General features: G+C 41.5%; 16 protein-coding genes. 7 read left to right on the top strand and 9 right to left on the bottom strand.

Annotated features, from left to right (window positions below; translation table 11 throughout):
• Positions 1-116: 116 nt before the first annotated feature.
• The 8 genes from frr to HC643_RS19525 form a co-directional block, all read right to left on the bottom strand.
• Positions 117-665: a ribosome recycling factor gene (gene frr, locus HC643_RS19560; protein WP_038075108.1), complete on the bottom strand. Its 549-nt coding sequence runs from the start codon at positions 663-665 to the stop codon at positions 117-119.
• Positions 652-1,380 (bottom strand): UMP kinase, encoded by a 729-nt coding sequence (gene pyrH, locus HC643_RS19555; protein WP_038075106.1) that lies wholly within the window; start codon positions 1,378-1,380, stop codon positions 652-654. The genes frr and pyrH overlap by 14 nt, the downstream gene beginning before the upstream one ends.
• Positions 1,381-1,448: 68 nt before the next feature.
• Complete coding sequence (locus HC643_RS19550) at positions 1,449-2,000, bottom strand: thioredoxin family protein (RefSeq protein WP_038075129.1); 552 nt, start codon at positions 1,998-2,000, stop codon at positions 1,449-1,451.
• Between the two features lie 433 nt (positions 2,001-2,433).
• Positions 2,434-3,036 carry a hypothetical protein gene (locus HC643_RS19545; RefSeq protein ID WP_038075103.1) on the bottom strand — a complete coding sequence of 201 codons (603 nt, stop codon included), beginning with the start codon at positions 3,034-3,036 and terminating at the stop codon, positions 2,434-2,436.
• A gap of 30 nt (positions 3,037-3,066) precedes the next feature.
• Positions 3,067-4,092, bottom strand: a complete 1,026-nt coding sequence (locus tag HC643_RS19540) for a glucokinase (RefSeq protein ID WP_038075101.1) — start codon at positions 4,090-4,092, stop codon at positions 3,067-3,069.
• 139 nt (positions 4,093-4,231) lie between these two features.
• Positions 4,232-4,912, bottom strand: coding sequence for a histidine phosphatase family protein (locus tag HC643_RS19535; RefSeq protein WP_038075099.1), 681 nt, complete (start codon positions 4,910-4,912; stop codon positions 4,232-4,234).
• Between the two features lie 224 nt (positions 4,913-5,136).
• Positions 5,137-5,883, bottom strand: a complete 747-nt coding sequence (locus HC643_RS19530; RefSeq protein WP_038075096.1) for a hypothetical protein — start codon at positions 5,881-5,883, stop codon at positions 5,137-5,139.
• Between the two features lie 152 nt (positions 5,884-6,035).
• Positions 6,036-6,707: a hypothetical protein gene (locus HC643_RS19525; RefSeq protein WP_038075093.1), complete on the bottom strand. Its 672-nt coding sequence runs from the start codon at positions 6,705-6,707 to the stop codon at positions 6,036-6,038.
• Positions 6,708-6,973: 266 nt separating this feature from the next.
• Between HC643_RS19525 and HC643_RS19520 the strand changes: the two genes are divergently transcribed.
• Positions 6,974-8,080 carry an A/G-specific adenine glycosylase gene (locus HC643_RS19520; RefSeq protein WP_038075090.1) on the top strand — a complete coding sequence of 369 codons (1,107 nt, stop codon included), beginning with the start codon at positions 6,974-6,976 and terminating at the stop codon, positions 8,078-8,080.
• Here HC643_RS19520 and HC643_RS19515 read toward each other — a convergent pair.
• Positions 8,061-8,510: a hypothetical protein gene (locus HC643_RS19515; protein WP_038075087.1), complete on the bottom strand. Its 450-nt coding sequence runs from the start codon at positions 8,508-8,510 to the stop codon at positions 8,061-8,063. The two genes, HC643_RS19520 and HC643_RS19515, sit on opposite strands and share 20 nt — an antisense overlap.
• 318 nt (positions 8,511-8,828) lie before the next feature.
• Here HC643_RS19515 and HC643_RS19510 point away from each other — a divergent pair, with 318 nt between their 5' ends.
• The 6 genes from HC643_RS19510 (at position 8,829) to HC643_RS19485 (ending at position 17,275) form a co-directional block, all read left to right on the top strand.
• Positions 8,829-9,188 carry a hypothetical protein gene (locus HC643_RS19510; RefSeq protein WP_137986324.1) on the top strand — a complete coding sequence of 120 codons (360 nt, stop codon included), beginning with the start codon at positions 8,829-8,831 and terminating at the stop codon, positions 9,186-9,188.
• 701 nt (positions 9,189-9,889) lie between these two features.
• On the top strand, positions 9,890-10,177 hold the full coding sequence (locus HC643_RS19505) for a Mo-dependent nitrogenase C-terminal domain-containing protein (protein ID WP_050045966.1): 288 nt from the start codon (positions 9,890-9,892) through the stop codon (positions 10,175-10,177).
• A 558-nt stretch (positions 10,178-10,735) separates the two neighbouring features.
• Positions 10,736-11,704 carry an arsenosugar biosynthesis arsenite methyltransferase ArsM gene (gene arsM / locus HC643_RS19500; protein ID WP_038075081.1) on the top strand — a complete coding sequence of 323 codons (969 nt, stop codon included), beginning with the start codon at positions 10,736-10,738 and terminating at the stop codon, positions 11,702-11,704.
• A 680-nt stretch (positions 11,705-12,384) separates the two neighbouring features.
• Positions 12,385-13,371, top strand: coding sequence for an arsenosugar biosynthesis radical SAM (seleno)protein ArsS (gene arsS / locus HC643_RS19495; RefSeq protein ID WP_038075079.1), 987 nt, complete (start codon positions 12,385-12,387; stop codon positions 13,369-13,371).
• A 520-nt stretch (positions 13,372-13,891) separates the two neighbouring features.
• Positions 13,892-14,902: a zinc-dependent alcohol dehydrogenase family protein gene (locus HC643_RS19490; RefSeq protein ID WP_038075075.1), complete on the top strand. Its 1,011-nt coding sequence runs from the start codon at positions 13,892-13,894 to the stop codon at positions 14,900-14,902.
• A gap of 78 nt (positions 14,903-14,980) precedes the next feature.
• Entirely contained in the window at positions 14,981-17,275 is a 2,295-nt protein-coding gene (locus tag HC643_RS19485) for a pentapeptide repeat-containing protein (protein WP_202048634.1), read from the top strand.
• Positions 17,276-17,423 lie beyond the last annotated feature (148 nt).

Genomic DNA, 17,423 nt, shown 5'->3' with positions numbered 1-17,423 from the left:
TGAAAACGTAAAGAGGCTTTGCCAAAGGAATACACGGAGATCTTACACCTTTTCCTACCAGTCTCCAGTTCCCAGTCCTCAATCCCCGTAGTTGATGCACCCAAGATGGTCTATTTTTAGACAGTTGTAATGTCTTTTTCTTTTTCTGCCAGCAACTCATTGATTCTGGCTGTGTATTTATCCGTCAGCTTTTGCAGCTTATCTTGCTGATCCCGTGCTTCATCCTCAGAGATTTCCGCAGCTTTTTCCATTTTGCGAATTGTATCCAAGGCATCGCGGCGGATATTACGAATACCAACGCGTCCTTCTTCAGCATACTTAGCCGCAATTTTCACGAGTTCTTTACGGCGATCGCTAGTCAATGGTGGAATATTGAGCCTAATTAAGGCACCGTCGTTACTGGGGGTTAAACCCACATCCGACATGGAAATTGCCTTTTCTATAGAGTTTAAGATATTCCGCTCGTAAGGCTGAATTAAGATGGTTGAAGAATCTGGCGTGCTGATGTTTGCCAGTGATTTTAAGGCAGTTGGCGAACCGTAGTAATCCACCGTTACCTTGTCCAATATACTCGCATTGGCGCGACCAGTGCGAATGGTATTAAAATTCCGTTGAGTCGCCTCTACGGTTTTTTGCATCGTACTCTCAGCTTCAGCTAATTTCACATGAACCTCCCACAAGCGTGCCTATGGATTCTCCCATAACTGCTCTGCGGATATTTCCCCGCACAGTTAAGTCAAATACAAGAATAGGGATATTATTCTCTTTACACAAGGCTATCGCAGTCGTGTCCATTACCCGCAAATCTTTTGTTAAAACATATCCATATGTCAGAGTATTATACCGTTTAGCATTGGGGTATACGTGAGGATCTGCGTCGTAAATACCATCGACTTTGGTCGCTTTGAAAATTACGTCAGCTTCAATTTCTGCTGCTCTGAGTGCTGCTGTAGTATCGGTGGTGAAAAAGGGATTACCCGAACCCGCGCCAAAAATAACCACTCGCCCCTTTTCTAGATGGCGGATGGCGCGACGGCGAATGTATGGTTCTGCAACTTCCTGCATGGAAATTGCAGTTTGTACCCGTGTTTGAATTCCAATGCGTTCGAGTGAGTCCTGCAACGTCATAGCATTCATTACCGTGGCAATCATCCCGATATAGTCACCGGTGGCTCTGTCCATTCCCGCCGACGCCGCTTTGACTCCACGAAAAATATTTCCGCCTCCAACGACGATCGCGACTTGAACGCCAGTTGCTGCTACCTCTGCTACTTCTTCAGCTATTTCTTTTACCACTTCCGGATCGATTCCATAGCCCAGATTGCCCATGAGGGCTTCACCACTTAGTTTAAGTAAAACCCGTCGGTAATGTGTTCCCATGAAGTTACGTTTTGTCCAAAATTGAAATTGCCTCCAATTTAAGATAACAATACAGTGGCACTCTGTCTCTAGTAACCTATTCCTAATGGTGTACCGACAGGTTCTGTTTCCGTCAAAAGAATTTCCTGTCCTCTTAACAAACAGGCGATCGCTTGCTTGAGGTATTGCTGCTCCACTAATTCTAGATTTTGGGGATTATCGTCTATTTGTCCTTTGTAGCGAACGACACCCTCAGCATTTATAAGAAACGCCATTGGTGTTGTACTAGTCCCAAAACTACGAGTTACCTCTTGAGTTGGGTCCCACAAGTAGGGAAAGTTCAAACCCTTGGCTTTGGCAAAAGACCGCATTTGGTCAAAGGTTTCTGATGGTTCTATTGTGAGATCGCTACCATTCATGCCGATGAGTGTAAAACCTTGAGAGCCAAATTCAGCTTGAATGTTTTTCAATCTTTCTACATACAACTCAACATAAGGACAGTGGTTAGACATTGAAATGACGCCGACTGCACGGAACTTTTCCAGATATTTGCTAAGATGGTGTACCTGACCATCAATTCCTGGTAGTTCAAAATCTGGTGCGTAGCTCCCTACAGGAGTACTAACTTCTGTTATAGTCATTTTCATTAAGCCGAACTGTACTAGTAATAATACAATCTAAGTTTTTATTCAGCGTCCGTTTCCAGCTGCAAACCACCCTCGCGGATGCTGGACACTTAATCATTTTATATACTTATTTTGCAGATGGAAATTGTGAAACTACTGAAATAGTTGCTAATGGCTAATAGCTAATGGCTAATGGTCAGACCAGTGCTGCAGGAGGGTTTCCCACGCCCTGGCAACTGGCGAACAAGGGAGGGCGTAAGCCGTTGCGGGCATAGCTTCGCGATGCGTATAGCCCTTACGGGCATAGCCTGCGGCATCGCGGAGCGTGCGCTTTGCGCTTAGCGTCTCCGCTCTTGAGATACAAGGGAGGGCTAATTTGACTATTAGCCATTAGCCATCAGCCATTAGCCATTAGCCATCAGCCATTAGCCATCAGCCATTAGCCATATTACTTCTTCAAGACTACTTGAAAAGAGTTTAAATAACCTGTAATGGAACCACCGATTGTTTTTTGCTGCTTTTTAGTAGTGATTACCATAACCTGATACAAACGACCTTCAGCAAAATACATCCGATTCTTTGTAATTTTTCCTCCAGAATTAACGTACTCGATTTCTCTACCGGGATGACCGTTTGAACTGCGAATATCCTTCTGACCGAGTAAATTGCTTTGAGTTGTTTTTAGAGCCATTTGCTGGGCGTCATCCAAAACTTCTTGGGCTGATGCCATTTGACCGTAGTTATCGGGGAAATCATTATAAGCAACAAGATAAGCCACTTCTTGGTTGGGAGGTTGAGCCACAAAGACTTGCAGTTGAATCTCGCCCATGTGAGTTTTTTGAGTTTGAGACTCAATTCTTGGCAGACCGGGCATTAAGACTGTAAAGCGTCCATCTGGGGGCGTAAAGACTTTCCATTGTGACTTAACTGGTTGAGCAGCCAGTGGTTTAGTTTGAGAAAGCGGGCGTTTGGCTGAGCTAGCTTCAACCGCAGCAGATGCAGTAAATAGAAAAGTGGCTGTCAAGAGTGACAGCAAACTTCTGTTTGTCATAGTTTTTACTTTAAACAATGCTGCTAGCAGTTATAACCTAGTTGCAGCAATAGCAGCACCTATTAATCCCACTTCTTGATTAAGAATGACATGCACGGGAATGTCTTCCAGTAAACTACGCATTCTACCTTTCTGAGTGAAGTTTAATATGAACTTGTCTTCTTGTAACAGGGGCAGTATTTTGGGGGCAATGCCACCTGCAATATATAAACCACCGTAAGGTAGAAGTTTTAGGGCTAAATTCCCTGCTTCTGCTCCATACGCCCCTACAAATAACTCTATTGTTTGTTCTGAAAGTCTATCGGTTTTTTCGAGTGCTGCTTTACCTATAGCAGCACCCGGATCGACACTTTTCTCCGGCTTACCCGCCTCTTGTTCCCAAGCTCTAACAATTTGGGCAATTTCCGGTGATTCAGCAATGGTTTTGCGATCGCGTAAAAATTGATAAATGGCTACAATGCCCAATCCAGACACAACGCGTTCTACAGAAACACGCTGGATATCATGTTTATCCAATAAATATTTTAACAGTTGAAACTCTAACTCAGTACGGGGAGCAAAGTCCGCATGACCCCCCTCTGAAGAAAAAATTTGATAGCTAGAACCCTGCTTAATTAAAAATCCTTGTCCCAATCCAGTACCAGCACCAATAATTGCAATAGGGGCATCCACGTTGGGTTTCCCCGGTTGTAACGTTAGGATATCTTGTGCGCTTAAACCCAACACACCATAGCCAACAGCCGCAAAGTCATTGATTAGGTTCACTTGGGCAATACCCAATTCTTCTTGCAATCGTTTGCTCTCCAGAAACCAGGCTAAATTGGTTAGCTTGGCTGTATTGTTCACAACCGGACCTGCGATCGCAAAACAAGCTTTTTGTGGTAGCGATGCACCTGAGTTTTTCAGAAACTGCTGCACCATCGGTACTAAATCGGGAAAATCGCCACTGCGGTGTCGTTCCTCATAAACATTGTGTAAAAGCAGTTGCTCTGATACCTCAACCAACCTCAAAATGGTTTTCGTACCGCCGATATCTCCTGCCAATAGTAATGTCATAGCGATGTTAGGGGTTAGGGGTTAGGGGTTAGGGGTTAGTAGTTGGTGGAAAACTACTCACTAATAATTACTTACTACTAACTCCTCATTATTTTGCATCCCTCTGATACCAGATTTGAAGTCAATTACTTAAATTTGGTCACTGCTTGCTGGTGACTGGTAATTGCTCGCTGACATCAAACCTGACAACCTCCTCGACTTCCGTTAAATGAGACGTGTCTCCTTTCAGTTCTAATAGCCATTCCGGTTCTTGACGCACAACTTTAACCAAGCTACATAACGAAGCTTTGACTTCTGTGCTGGCTAGTTCGCCAACTAAACCTACTGCTGCTCCCAGTACAGACGCCCCGTGTCCTACTAAAAGAATATCCTGTGGTGAGTATTCTACAGTCAAACATCGGGCAGTTTGTCCCGAGCGTTCCAGCATTTGTGCGCGAGTTTCGGGGTACTTAGCAGCTATTTGGGAAGTGTAACTTGTGTCAATTCTGGGGAATAACTCTGCCAGTGCTGGTGTTGAGAGTCTTTTTGGTTCTTCCGTCATCCAAGCTGCATTATGCCATTCACTCAAACCCGTTTCTAACTTTATGGGTAAATCCAGAACTTCTGCTACGGCGTTTGCTGTTTGTACAGTCCGTAGGAAGGGAGAAGCAAAAATATGGGCAATCTTTTCTCCTTGAAGACGGTTAGCCAGTTGCTGCGCTTGTATAAAACCGTCTTCCGACAGTGGTGGATCGTAGCGTCGTTCTGCAGTGAGAAACCAATCAGGGTTAACAAAATCGAGACGGTTAGCATGTCTTGCTATCCAGACTATCTGACTCATGGGATAATTTTATACGTTCATCACGGGCTTTAGGTGGGAAGATGCCCACTCAACCCGTATTCGCGGGCTATCAACTCAATCATACAATTATTTTAACTTTTTTTAAGATTTACCTGAGTTTCTCAAAATAAGTGCATAGAAGTGATGTCACAATATGCCAGATTAAAGTCTTTTTAAAAAAGTTTCTCAAGCAATGCCCAAATAATTAAATCTTTTTCATTACTTTAATAAGAAATTGCGATCGCACTAAACCAAGCATCAAATTCAATATTAAGACGATTGAGCCACTCCATAATCTCTTCTCTATTCAAGGTGTTTAAAATCAAAGTATCATTTTGCTCTATAAATGACTTAAAATTATTTTTATTCATATTAATTTTAACGATATTTTGTTGCTCGTATTCTATCTTTGAGCAAAGGTAATTTCCAAAACTGAAAAATGGCAACTTGGGTTGAGTTTCGTGCGAGAATTGTCTGTGTAAATCTGGTATAGCTAGTATTTTAAACCTTAAATAAACCCAGGTTTTGGTTCCTAAAGCTGCAAACCAGTTTTCTGGAAAAAACATGAAAAGTTTTTGAAAAAAAGGCTTCGGGGTATCATCAAAACCCTCAGCAATATCCGCCAGGGAATTTTCTATTAACAACTGGCTATAATCTAACGTCAGTGAGTAATCTTTTTTTAAAGGTGGATTACAATCCCACATTTCTATTCTGGCGTGGGGAATTGCTGTATCATAAAAACCAATATCCCAATTTTCCCGACGACTATATCTGTCAAATGAAAAACTATGTAACTTAATCGTATTTAGTGAAGAATGTGTTCTTTCTCCTGTTGAATGAGTTTCAATTGGAGAAGTACGCCCTTCTACACTGTGAAAGAAAGTATATATTTGGGCTAAAAAGAGACTTTGTTCGTCTTTTGAAACCGATAGAAAAAACTTAATAAATTGTGGACTAGCGGGTATTCTCATAATCCAGATGAACGTTCAAGAACTTTTGCCAATGCTGACGCTGTTAATGTCCAAGTGATACAGTTATTTCCAACCAAGATATAGTTTGCTTGACATTAGCAGCCCTAACTGAGTTACAAACACCTCTTCCTTGTCTCCCTTCTTCAGTAAGGTCAAGCCACAGCAAGAACAACTTGCTGAAATTTCTCTGACAGCAACAAAACGGCTTCTTCAATGACAAAACGTCGCGGCTTGCTATTTTGTTCGCTGAGTTGTTCTACAATCGAGCCTGCTTTTTCAGAAATTCTGGGGGGTTGGTATTCTCTTCCACGACCAGCATATCTCCACGGTGTTGGCTCTTTTTTCGGTTGGTTATCTTTATGTTTCTTGGTTTCGAGTTGAATATCTTGCTTTGACACCTCTTGAGTGCAAGCTTTCTGTAGCATTGACTCGATCACCTCTAGTGGCGTCCGTCCTGTAGCTAGTTTGTATAGTGCTGATGGGGAGAGGTTGCGACTAATTGTCTCAAGTTGCTTGGTTGTAAAACTTCCGAGTATGGGGGCTAGCTTTAATAACTGGTTGGCAATCCCCGCTATCCATCCTAGAGAATTCGCTAGGGCTTGTTCGTATTGTTTGGGTTTGAGTTTTTCTTTAAGGAAAAGCAATAGTTGCCCGATTTTAGCGGCTCCAAGTAATGTGACGGGGTTTGTGTTGCCAATCTCGCTTTTTACTTCTTCTATCAAGTTTTTTCCTGCTTTAGCGAGTCTTTGGATGAAATATTGAACTTCTTGTGTCACTGTTTCAGAAAAATTTCCAGCAGGAGCTGTTTCCGGTACTTTAGTCATGCTAATATAACTCCAGAAGTATTATTTATTAATTTTTTCGAGGAAGTGCTCTTGCTCCAAACTTGAGCGCTTCCTCGTTTACTTATAATACAATATAAGGGAAATTTTTCTTGTAAAATTTCCTGTAGAATTTTGGATTTTTTCAGAGAAAAAACAGTGGCTCTACGAGGGTGACTCGATCGCCCTTATTTCCAAGATTCCCCAAAAATAAATTATTCTCAAATCTGAGATGGGAGTCCTTCGTCAGTAGAGAGCTTAATTTTTTTATGGATGAATGTCAGAGTGCAAATCAATATGCTAGGGAACTCTTGGCTTGGTATGACAAACATCACAGACCCTTACCTTGGCGTCAAAACATCAATATTTATCACACTTGGGTCTGTGAAGTGATGAGTCAACAAACTACCCTGGCTGTTGTTATTCCTAAATTCTCAGAATTTGTCAAACAACTCCCTACTGTTTACGACCTTGCAACCTGTGATGAGGACACGCTACGCCAACTGTGGTCGGGTCTGGGTTATTATGCTCGTGCTCGTAACTTAAAAAAGGGAGCGGTGTTTATTGTAGAACACCTTAAGGGTCGTTTTCCTCAGTCATACAACGAGTGGCTGAAAATTCCCGGTTGCGGTTTGTATACAGCAGCTGTCATTGCAAGCATTTGTTTTCATGAAAAAGTGGCTTGTGTGGATGGTAATGTGACACGAGTTGTGAGTCGTTTGCTTGCTTTATCTAAAGATGTTTGGAGTTCTTCCGGTCAAGCAGTGATTCGAGATTTTGCTAACAGCATCATTTCTGCTGAACGTCCGGGTGATTTTAACCAAGCGATGATGGAGTTGGGTGCAACTGTTTGTCGTAAAACGAAACCACTCTGTTTGTTATGTCCGTTGCGATCGCAATGTTTGGCTTTTGAAAAGAATTGTACTGAGCTTTGTCCTCCCCAAAAACCCAGACGCGATGCTGTGGATGTAGAATTATTTGCTTTAATTGTTTGGAGAAAGCCAACTGATACAATCGCTCTTGCTGAAAGAACAAAAGGATTTTTAGCTAATACTGTTGGTTTTCCGTTGATGAGCAAGCTCGAAGTATTAGAAGTCAAAACGGCGTTGAAATCTCGCGAACAACTTCAACTTGTGGAATTACCTGGTGCATTTACTCACAATATCACCCATCATCGGATTTCTGGAAAAGCTCTTGTTGTGAGAGTTGTTGAAGATTCCAATAATGCTGCTGTTGAAGACTTTTGGCAGATCCTCGGTTTGCCACAACCTTTCTACTGGATTGCAAATCAGGCGATCGCAACAAAACTTTCTACATCATTAGACAAAAAGGTTGTCAAGCTTTTTCACAACACGCTTAGTTGCTACGCTCAATAAGTGGATTGCTTAACCCACATTGAAATTCCACTAAGTTGGATATTGGAAAGTAGACTTTTCCTGAGACACGCACTTTATCTAAATAACTAGCAGTTTGACCGTTATGAGTTCTTATTTTGAGATCGCGATGTTTGTATACCAACGGTAAAGGCGAAACTTTATTAGGTTCATCACCAAAGTTACTACTGACTCCAATGACTGTACTACCAAAGTTTTTAGATTGGCGAAGGCGAAGAACCAAAATATTGTTTTTAATTGATGTTGGTAAAGTTAAATACCCTTCTACAGCCACACGTTTGCCATCATTACCTTTATGACAGACGGAGTGAAAATTTGTCATCTGACCGATAGTTGGTGTTTCTGGTTCTCCAGTACATCCTACAAGCAGGATGATATTGGCGAGTAATGGTAAAATAAAATATGGTTTCATAATATAACTCTCTTAAGTCAATTAAACTAGAAGTGTTTTTCTCTTGTATTCTCTTGAAAAAATCAATGAAAAAGTTGAGTGAAGTTCGGGAGTGTTTTCAGGGAATCCAACATCAAGAACTACGTGAATTAAGGAAAATTCAGGTCTATTAAGTTTTTTATAGTTGGAAATACAATAGAGATTCAGGTTTCTTTAAGGTAAATTTCACAAAATTCCCGAATTTTTCAGCGTTTTCTCATCAATTCATCAAATGAGTCTCAGTTAACAGTTACATTCTCTAAATTGTTAGCGATGGAACAGAAGTTCCGAGAGGTAAATATGATGAAACGCTTATTGGTTAGTAGCCTATCTTTCTTACTCCTTTGCTCTGTTGCTAGTAGCGCTCATGCTCAAACACCGACTGCTACAGCACCCTCTCAACAAACAACGGTCAGTGCAAATTCAATCCACAGTTTTACACCCTTTCAACTTGTCCACTTTGCTTATAGAGGATCGCTCGGACAGCAAGGCGTTCCAGGATACAGTCTGCTGCTTTCTGAGTTGAGATTCGGTCGAACTACTGCTGAATCTTTGGTTAAAGCTGGTATTACTGCAGGTAGAGTTTCACCTGATGCTATAAGCGATCGAGAGTATTTAAATGGTGTTGCTAGCCAACTTAAACTTTTAGACACGCTGTAATATCAGGTTCTTCGCCTAAATAATTACGATAAGAATGACGCGGAGATGGGGAAACCCCCAGAAACGGGTAATTTTTAAGCGCTTGCGATTATCCGAACCTAATATAAACCAATGACCAGTGACCGATAAGTTTATCCTCTGTACTGCAAAGAAGGGGATTTGAACCATCTTTTGCTTCGCAGATTACTGGTACAAGCACTGTATGGGTGACTGGTCATTATGAAAATGATTGCTATGAAATAGGGCGCAGAGATGCGCGAAAGCCTACTTATGGAGTACGGTTTTCCGCTATCATTTTTACTCATTTTTACTGAGTTGTAAAGTTAATATTAAGTTGTTGGTAACAATACAGAAATTTAGTAAAGTTTAGGGTCTTAGGCAAGTGTTTTACCGAGCGCCTCACCCACAGGGGCGATTTTAGAGGAATCTTAATTTTTGTTCGACACCTAATAATTCTGGATTCTTGAAGTAGCAAGGCTGTTGGTACTTTTCAGATACATAGGACTTGAGAGCAACAAAAATATCTGGAGAACGATCCGGAATGCTTCCGTCCAGGTTTGTAGTAAAGAGTGTTCCAGTATAAAGAGTGGAACAAAATTGCATAAGAACACAAAGTCAGACCTATATAAGTAATAGAGAAGGGTTAAAACCCAACTAACAAAAAAACTAACTTGAAATACTGAATGTAAAGGTGAGTAATTATGACTAGCTTTTCTCAACTACAACCAAAACAAGATCTTCTTTCTCCTGTTCGTCAATGGTTAGATTCCATAGAAATTCATAATGCCAAACTAGCTCATTTTGTGTGCAAGCTCATTCCCGCTCAATGTCCGTTTGAGCGTGATATTACATTGTTTGGTCGCAAGCTGTTTCATATTCCTCCAATGTGCAAGCTCAATCCTGTCTATGAGGAAGTCGTTTATTTGCGTTTCCGCGCTCTGTGTTATCTTGCGGACGTATGCGGTGAAGACGTAACTGCTTACTGCTAATCGTTTATTCCTATTGACACAGCGTTCGTATTGAAAATAATGGCAACCCGGCTGCAGCCATAAATTGTTCATCATATCCGACCGTATTAGTCCCTACCCGAACTGATTCGATTTCATTAACAGCTTGCGACCACACTCCGCCACAAGAAGTTTTACTAAAGCAAGTCACAGCCCGCTTTTAGAGGATTTGGAAAGAAGGGTTGACCGAGTTTAAATAAAAGTATTGACGTACAAAAATTTTGTTTTAAAGTAAAGTGCAAAATCAACATTTGCGCTTGATAGAATATCATTTTTTTATCAGATCCCTAACTTGTTGAAGAAGTTGGGGATCTAAGCGAGTTATATAAAATCCGGTAGCATCTCAATGATTAAACAAACCGCTCTAGATGCAGAGCGAATATAGGGAAACATAAGGAGAAATAATTCTGAGACAAACGGATTTGATATTAAAAGTTAGATAAGTATGTATGCTAAAATACATATAACCGTTACATTCGTTCGTTATTGCTTCCCGCAGTTATCGCTACACTAAAAACGGTGGATACCTTTAGGAATGTAATGAGTTACCTCGAAACAGCGGCGCAGTTCTACAGTGAAGTTGCTCAAGAACCAGAAGTTGGGCTTTGTTGCGTACAGAGTACACCCCTTCAATTACCAGGACTAAAAATTCCTTGCTGTATGAAGGAAATGAACTATGGTTGTGGTACTACCGTTCACCCCACCGAACTAGGAAATCAACCTACCGTGCTTTATGTTGGAGTTGGTGGCGGCTTGGAAGCTTTGCAATTTGCCTATTTTTCGCGCCGTCCGAGTGGTGTGATTGCTATCGATCCAGTTGTACAAATGCGAGAAGCGGCTGCACGGAATTTAGAAATTGCTGCTCAAGAAAACTCCTGGTTTGATACCAATTTTGTAGAAATCAAAGAAGGCGATGCCTTTAACTTACCCATTACCGACAGTACAGTTGATATCGTCGCACAGAATTGCCTTTTCAATATTTTTGAACCAGAAGATTTAACTCGTGCTTTGCGCGAAGCATACCGGGTGTTGAAACCGGGCGGTAGACTGCAGATGAGCGATCCTATTGCAACTCGTCCCATTCCGCAACACTTGCAAAAAGATGAGCGCTTGCGAGCAATGTGTTTATCGGGCGCACTTACCTATGAAGAGTACATTCAACGCATTATTGATGTTGGCTTTGGACAAGTAGAAATTCGCGCCCGCCGTCCTTACCGATTGCTAGATTCTGAGACTTACAACTTAAAAGAACACCTTCTTTTAGAAAGTTTAGATTCTGTAGCTTTTAAAGTTTCTATTCCTGAAGATGGGGCTTGTGTTTTTACAGGTAAAACAGCAATCTATGCTGGACCTGAACCATTTTTTGATGATGGTGCAGGTCATTTTTTTCAACAGGGAATACCCGCAGTAGTTTGTGATAAAACTGCTGCAAAATTGGCTCAATTCATGTCGGATAATATAACGATTACTGACTCAACTTGGCACTATAGCGGCGGTGGTTGTTGTTGAAGAAGTAGCTATGCTGAAGTAGGGTGAGTCATGCTCCACTATATTAAGCTGCTAGGAGGTATTTTCCATACTACACAGAAGGAAAGGCCAGTTTACCTTTCATCAGTAGCAAAACATTCAAGATCCCCCTAAATCCCCCTTAAAAAGGGGGATTTTAAGAGTCTTATCACCTTTTTTAAGCAGGACTTTAAGAGTCTTTCCTTCTGTTTAAGGGGACTTTAAGAGTCTTTCCTTCTGTTTAAGGGGACTTTAAGAATGTTCCCCCCTTTTTCCGAGAGACTTTAAAAATATTTTCCCCCCTTTTTAAGGGGGGCTAGGGGGGATCGCTGAGTGCCTAAAATCACAGCCAACCACCTTTTAAACAACTCTTAAAAAGCTTTTTCCTCCTCTGAGCCTTTCTTCATTTCACTTCAACTTTTATACAAAGCTTTAAGAGGATGTTTTAAAAGTCCTCTTGTTGGTAGCAAAATATCAAGATCCCCCTAAATCCCCCTGAAAAAGGGGGACTTTAAGAGGCTTTTAAGGGGGTCAGGGGCGATCGATAGGTACTTAAAAACACAGCAAATCACTTTTCAAACAACCTTTAAGAAGAATTTAGGAGGAGCTAAAGTTTGGGATATCTCAGCGACTACTTTTCAAATATCTTCTACTGTCAAGACATTTAATTGTGTAAAAATTTTATGATACAAACAACCATAACACCTTTCAAACAGAAACTGACTTCAGCTTTAACAAAAAAAGAAATTTCTGTTTTGCAAATTAATTTAGGAAAGCGCTGCAATCTAGCGTGCAATCATTGCCATGTAGAAGCAGGACCAAAGCGCACAGAAGAACTTTCTCCAGAAATTTGCCACCAGTTAATTGAATTAATTCAGAGATTTCCTCAGATCCAAATTGTTGATTTAACTGGTGGCGCACCAGAAATGAATTATGGATTTAAGTCACTTGTAGAAGCAGCAAGAGCAAATCACAAGCAAGTGATTGTTCGGTCTAACTTGACCATTTATTTTGAAAATGGGTTTAGTGACTTACCAGCATACTTTACCCAACACAAAGTTCGCGTTGTTGCTTCCTTACCTTGCTATCTAGAAGACAACGTAGATAAAATGCGGGGTGCGGGTGTATATAATAGTTCAATCAAAGCACTTCAGTGGCTAAATCAACTTGGTTATGGAAAAGAACCGGACCTCATTTTGGATTTGGTGTTTAATCCTCAAATGCCTTCAGGGGAAAAGTTTTCCCTAACCCCCGATCAAGCGAAACTGGAAAGAAGTTACAAAGAGTTTTTACAGGAACAATTTGGTATTATTTTTAACAATCTATTTACCATCACCAATTTACCTGTTGGGCGAACAAAACAATACTTGGAACGGCAAAAACTCTATACTCCTTATCTCCAGTTTCTAGAATCAAATTTCAATGCTGGTACGGTTGAAAATCTGATGTGCCGAGATGAGCTTTCCATCGATTATCTTGGTAATGTGTATGATTGCGACTTTCATCAAATGATGAATTTGCCAGCCAAAAATCGTAATGGGGAGAACCTTACAGTTGCCAAATTGCTAGAACTTGGGAGTTTGGATGCGATCGCCGAAGTCCAAACTGCTGTTTATTGCTATGGATGTACGGCTGGTTGTGGTTCGAGTTGTGGCGGCGCTTTGGTGTAACGACTTTCAGCCCGAAACGACAGATAACAAATTTATCTGTTACCAAAATTGTTACGAGCGATCTGCCAACGCCTGCAAGGGCTTATCATGATACTTAGTTAAGTCTCCTCACACCATACAGAAACCGTGGGCTAATTTCAGCTATCACGGTTTTTTATTTTTTTTACAGCAACTAATAATAAAAATTTTCGTTACCAAAATTGTTACAAGCGTGTTTCTACGATTCGGTATCGATTATTATAGTAATAATTAAGCTCCTCACACTACACAAAAAGCCGTGAAACATTTCGTTTCGCGGTTTTTACTTATTGAATTTTATACCATGATTGGTCGGTATCGTTTGAGAGTCATGAAAAAAGAGCAGCAAGGCAGAGGGCATTCATAACGATACAAATATTGCTTGTTGCAGTTCGCTAATTCCTTTCCTCTGTTTCTTTGCGTCTTGGGAGTTCAAATCAAAACAACCAAGCACACCTATTGCGGTAAATTGACAAATAGCTAAATTTACCCAGGAAGAGACATGAAAGCAGTCCTAATGACAGCAGCCGGAAACCCCGAAGTTTTGCAACTGCAAGACATACCAAATCCAAGCGTTCCTCTCGGCGAAACAGAACTGCTCATACGCCTGCAAGCAGCAGGTATCAATCCCATTGATACAAAATTGCGGAAACGAGGCACATTTTACCCAGATAAAATGCCAGCCATTTTAGGCTGTGATGGCGCAGGTATAGTCGAAGCAGTAGGTGCTGCTGTTCAACGCTTTCGTATTGGTGATGAAGTCTTCTTTTGTAATGGTGGATTGGGCGCACACCAGGGCAACTATGCAGAATATACAACAATTGATGAACGGTTTGCAGCCCGCAAGCCTGCTTCTGTATCCTTTGTAGAAGCTGCAGCAGCACCTTTAGTTTTAATTACCGCTTGGGAAGCACTGTACGAAAGGGGGCGCTTAGAACCAGGGGAAAGAGTGTTGATTCATGCAGGTGCAGGTGGAGTCGGTCATGTAGCAATTCAACTGGCAAAACTTAAAGGCGCTCATGTTTGCACAACTGTTGGTTCTCAAGAAAAAGCCGATTTCGTCAAAAGTTTGGGTGCTGACCGTGCAATCTTATACAAGCAAACAGACTTCGTCCAAGCAGCGTTAGATTGGACAGGTGGAGAAGGAGTTGATTTAGCTTTTGACACTGTAGGAGGAGAAACACTCCATAAAACTTTTCCCGCAGTACGCGTGTATGGTGATGTTGTGACAATTTTAGAACCGGATGCCAATACAGTGTGGAAAACTGCAAGGCAACGCAATCTTCGCATTGGCTTAGAACTCATGCTAACACCCATGCTCCAAGGTAGTGTGGAAGCACAGCAGCACCAGGCAGAAATTTTAGAACAATGCGCTCAATGGATTGATGGAGGTAAGTTAAAAATTCAGGTTAGCAAGACGTTTCCTTTGCAAGAAGCAGCAAAGGCTCATCAATTGCTTGAAACTGGCTCAATGACAGGTAAAATTGTTCTACTTATTGGAGAACGGAGATAGGGGGGACACGGGGGACACGGGAGACAAGGGGGACAAGGAAGACAAGGGGGACCAGGGGGACAAGGAAGAGAGTAAAATATGAACGCAACTTGGGAGCGATTTGTGGGGTGGGGTGCATGCAGTTCCATCTACAAGAAGTTTGTTAAATTTGTGGGGATGCTTTTTGCTACGCCAGTCGCTTCAAGTGGGCGAAATCTCCCAACGCGCTGGCTCCTCCGCCCTCTGCTCTGTGTCTTCTTATTCTTTTTATTTCCCCTACCAGCATGGAGTTCGCCCGCACAACCAGAACGGATTCCCCTCACTCTAGAAATATTACAAGAACGACTGCATGCTCCTACCATTCGTGAAGGTAATCTCACAGTGGATTTACGGGAAATGGTCATAGATTTACGACCGGAGAATGCCAGTTTTCGAGATGCTTTTTACCAAGTTTTGCGGAAAGAATTGCAAAAAGCTGGCTCAAAACCTTTGGGATTGGATTTAAGTTATTCTGTCATTCAAGGTGATTTTATTGGTAGCGATTTGGGTTTGCAAACTCCTCTATACGCTCAAGCTATTGCCCCTATTTTCACAGCCTCAGAACAAGAACAATTAGAACACTTGCGAGATGTTTGCTTGCGATCGCTTGCTGTAGCATTACCCAGTTCTAAAGATTGTAAGTTTCTATTGGGAACTCAGTCAACGCCATCAACGGCAATTAGCGTTTTCCGTGGTTCTCTGACTTTTATGGGAACTCGCTTTAATGGTAGCGTTCAGTTTGCCAATACGTTTTTTCTCCAACCAGTCAACGCCCAAGGTGCTCTTTTTAATCAACCTGCTTATTGGGTAGAAACAAGATTCAGCCGTGCTGCTAGCTTTGCTAATGCGAATTTTCGCAAGGACAGTTATTTCCAAGGCAGTATCTTCTTTGATAAAGTGAGTTTCAAGCAAACTCTATTTCAAGAAATCGCAAACTTTCAAGACAGTACTTTTGAAGACACGGCTAATTTTACTGAAGCAAATTTTAAGCAGGTAGCAAAATTCAGTCGTACACAATGGCTTGGTAATGCTGATTTTTCTAGCGTGCGTTTTTTTGAACAAGCACAGTTTGCAAAAGATATTTTTTATCGTTTTCTTATTTTATCTGAAGTAACTTTTGAGCAATCTGTAGCCTTTCGAGAGTCACAATTTAATCAACCTGTTAACTTCCAAGGTGCAAGCATCCTCAATCAAGCGGACTTTAGCGATGCTGGATTTTCTCCAGACGCTTATTTAAATGTGTCCGGTCTTCTTTTTAACTCCAACCAGGCTAAGATTTTAGGAAATCCCGGTCAAATTGGCAAAAACATTGTCGTGAATGGTTTGCAAGGTAATCAAAGTGTTTTGCGGAATTTGGGGCAAAATTTTCGTCAGTTACAGCAAATTGCTGATGCCAATCAGTTGGAGTATACAAAGCAGGAGTTGCGGCTGCAAGAATTAACCCGCAATCTGTTTGGTACAAATATCAATAGCGCATCTCAAAAACGTCTGATGGCTCTGGGTTTTTCTCTCGTTCAAGCTGATGCTATTGTTCGTCGCCGACTGATACAGCCATTTCGCAATAAGAGTGAATTGCTGACTTTGGCTGATATTGACTTCGATACTTACGCTCAAGTTACCTCTCGCATAGTGGTTGGCAATTCTCTTTCTGTAGGAAATTGGTTGCTCTTAGCATGGAATTGCTTGGCTTTGAGTCTGCTGCTGCTGCTATCCGGGTACGGTACAAATTTTTGCTTGGTCATTGGCGTAGGAACGATCGCGATCGCATTCTTTGGTCTATTGTTTTGGCTGATTGACAGTGTTCGTCGTATTGGTCCAAGACCGATTTTACCTACCGCTTACGAAACGACTTGTATGCTTGCAAGTTTTAGCGTGTTTGTCGTACTGGGTTTACTCGCTATCTTTCGTTCAGCCGAACAACCTTGGCTGACATTGGGATGTCTGTGTGCAATTCTGATTCCTCTCCCTGGAGTCTTGTTGTTGCGACTTTACCAACAAGGACGCTATCACGATCTCTTAGACGTTTCCTACTTTACAGAAGAAGGGACTTTACGACAACTGCGCTTGCTGATTGGGCGTTTGCCAGTGATTCCAAGGTATCCAATGTTTCGCGAGCGTTATTTACCAATTTTATGCGATCGCAGATGGAACTGGCTCAATTACTATGACTTCAGCTTGAACAACTTATTGAGGCTGGGATTTAACGATATTCGTTTGCGAGACGAACACCTTCCTGGCATCATTACAATATTGGCATGGTATCAGTGGGTTTTAGGTATACTTTACATTACCCTTGTTTTTTGGACTCTTTCCCGTACTATTCCCGGTTTGAACTTACTGATTTATCTAAAATAAGACTTGCCTTTGCGACGCTTATGTCGTGGCTGTACAAGCGAAACCCACGTAGGTGGACTTGTGAAGTTCACTATACATACTTTCCTTGAGATCTCTACCTTTCTTTTGGTAAAACCCGATTGTTATTCATTCAACTGAAAATTATTGT

The sequence above is a fragment of the Tolypothrix bouteillei VB521301 genome, from assembly GCF_000760695.4.
GTDB classification, from domain to species: Bacteria; Cyanobacteriota; Cyanobacteriia; order Cyanobacteriales; family Nostocaceae; genus Scytonema; species Scytonema bouteillei_A.
This window is presented reverse-complemented; position numbering and strand designations above follow the sequence as displayed.

What these genes read in the sequence shown, in the direction of transcription:
- pyrH (WP_038075106.1), bottom strand. Translation starts at nt 1,380, where the DNA reads ATGGGAACACATTACCGACGGGTTTTACTTAAACTAAGTGGTGAAGCC.
- HC643_RS19550 (WP_038075129.1), bottom strand. Translation starts at nt 2,000, where the DNA reads ATGACTATAACAGAAGTTAGTACTCCTGTAGGGAGCTACGCACCAGAT.
- HC643_RS19545 (WP_038075103.1), bottom strand. Translation starts at nt 3,036, where the DNA reads ATGACAAACAGAAGTTTGCTGTCACTCTTGACAGCCACTTTTCTATTT.
- HC643_RS19540 (WP_038075101.1), bottom strand. Translation starts at nt 4,092, where the DNA reads ATGACATTACTATTGGCAGGAGATATCGGCGGTACGAAAACCATTTTG.
- HC643_RS19535 (WP_038075099.1), bottom strand. Translation starts at nt 4,912, where the DNA reads ATGAGTCAGATAGTCTGGATAGCAAGACATGCTAACCGTCTCGATTTT.
- HC643_RS19530 (WP_038075096.1), bottom strand. Translation starts at nt 5,883, where the DNA reads ATGAGAATACCCGCTAGTCCACAATTTATTAAGTTTTTTCTATCGGTT.
- HC643_RS19525 (WP_038075093.1), bottom strand. Translation starts at nt 6,707, where the DNA reads ATGACTAAAGTACCGGAAACAGCTCCTGCTGGAAATTTTTCTGAAACA.
- HC643_RS19520 (WP_038075090.1), top strand. Translation starts at nt 6,974, where the DNA reads ATGGATGAATGTCAGAGTGCAAATCAATATGCTAGGGAACTCTTGGCT.
- HC643_RS19515 (WP_038075087.1), bottom strand. Translation starts at nt 8,510, where the DNA reads ATGAAACCATATTTTATTTTACCATTACTCGCCAATATCATCCTGCTT.
- HC643_RS19510 (WP_137986324.1), top strand. Translation starts at nt 8,829, where the DNA reads ATGATGAAACGCTTATTGGTTAGTAGCCTATCTTTCTTACTCCTTTGC.
- HC643_RS19505 (WP_050045966.1), top strand. Translation starts at nt 9,890, where the DNA reads ATGACTAGCTTTTCTCAACTACAACCAAAACAAGATCTTCTTTCTCCT.
- arsM (WP_038075081.1), top strand. Translation starts at nt 10,736, where the DNA reads ATGAGTTACCTCGAAACAGCGGCGCAGTTCTACAGTGAAGTTGCTCAA.
- arsS (WP_038075079.1), top strand. Translation starts at nt 12,385, where the DNA reads ATGATACAAACAACCATAACACCTTTCAAACAGAAACTGACTTCAGCT.
- HC643_RS19490 (WP_038075075.1), top strand. Translation starts at nt 13,892, where the DNA reads ATGAAAGCAGTCCTAATGACAGCAGCCGGAAACCCCGAAGTTTTGCAA.
- HC643_RS19485 (WP_202048634.1), top strand. Translation starts at nt 14,981, where the DNA reads ATGAACGCAACTTGGGAGCGATTTGTGGGGTGGGGTGCATGCAGTTCC.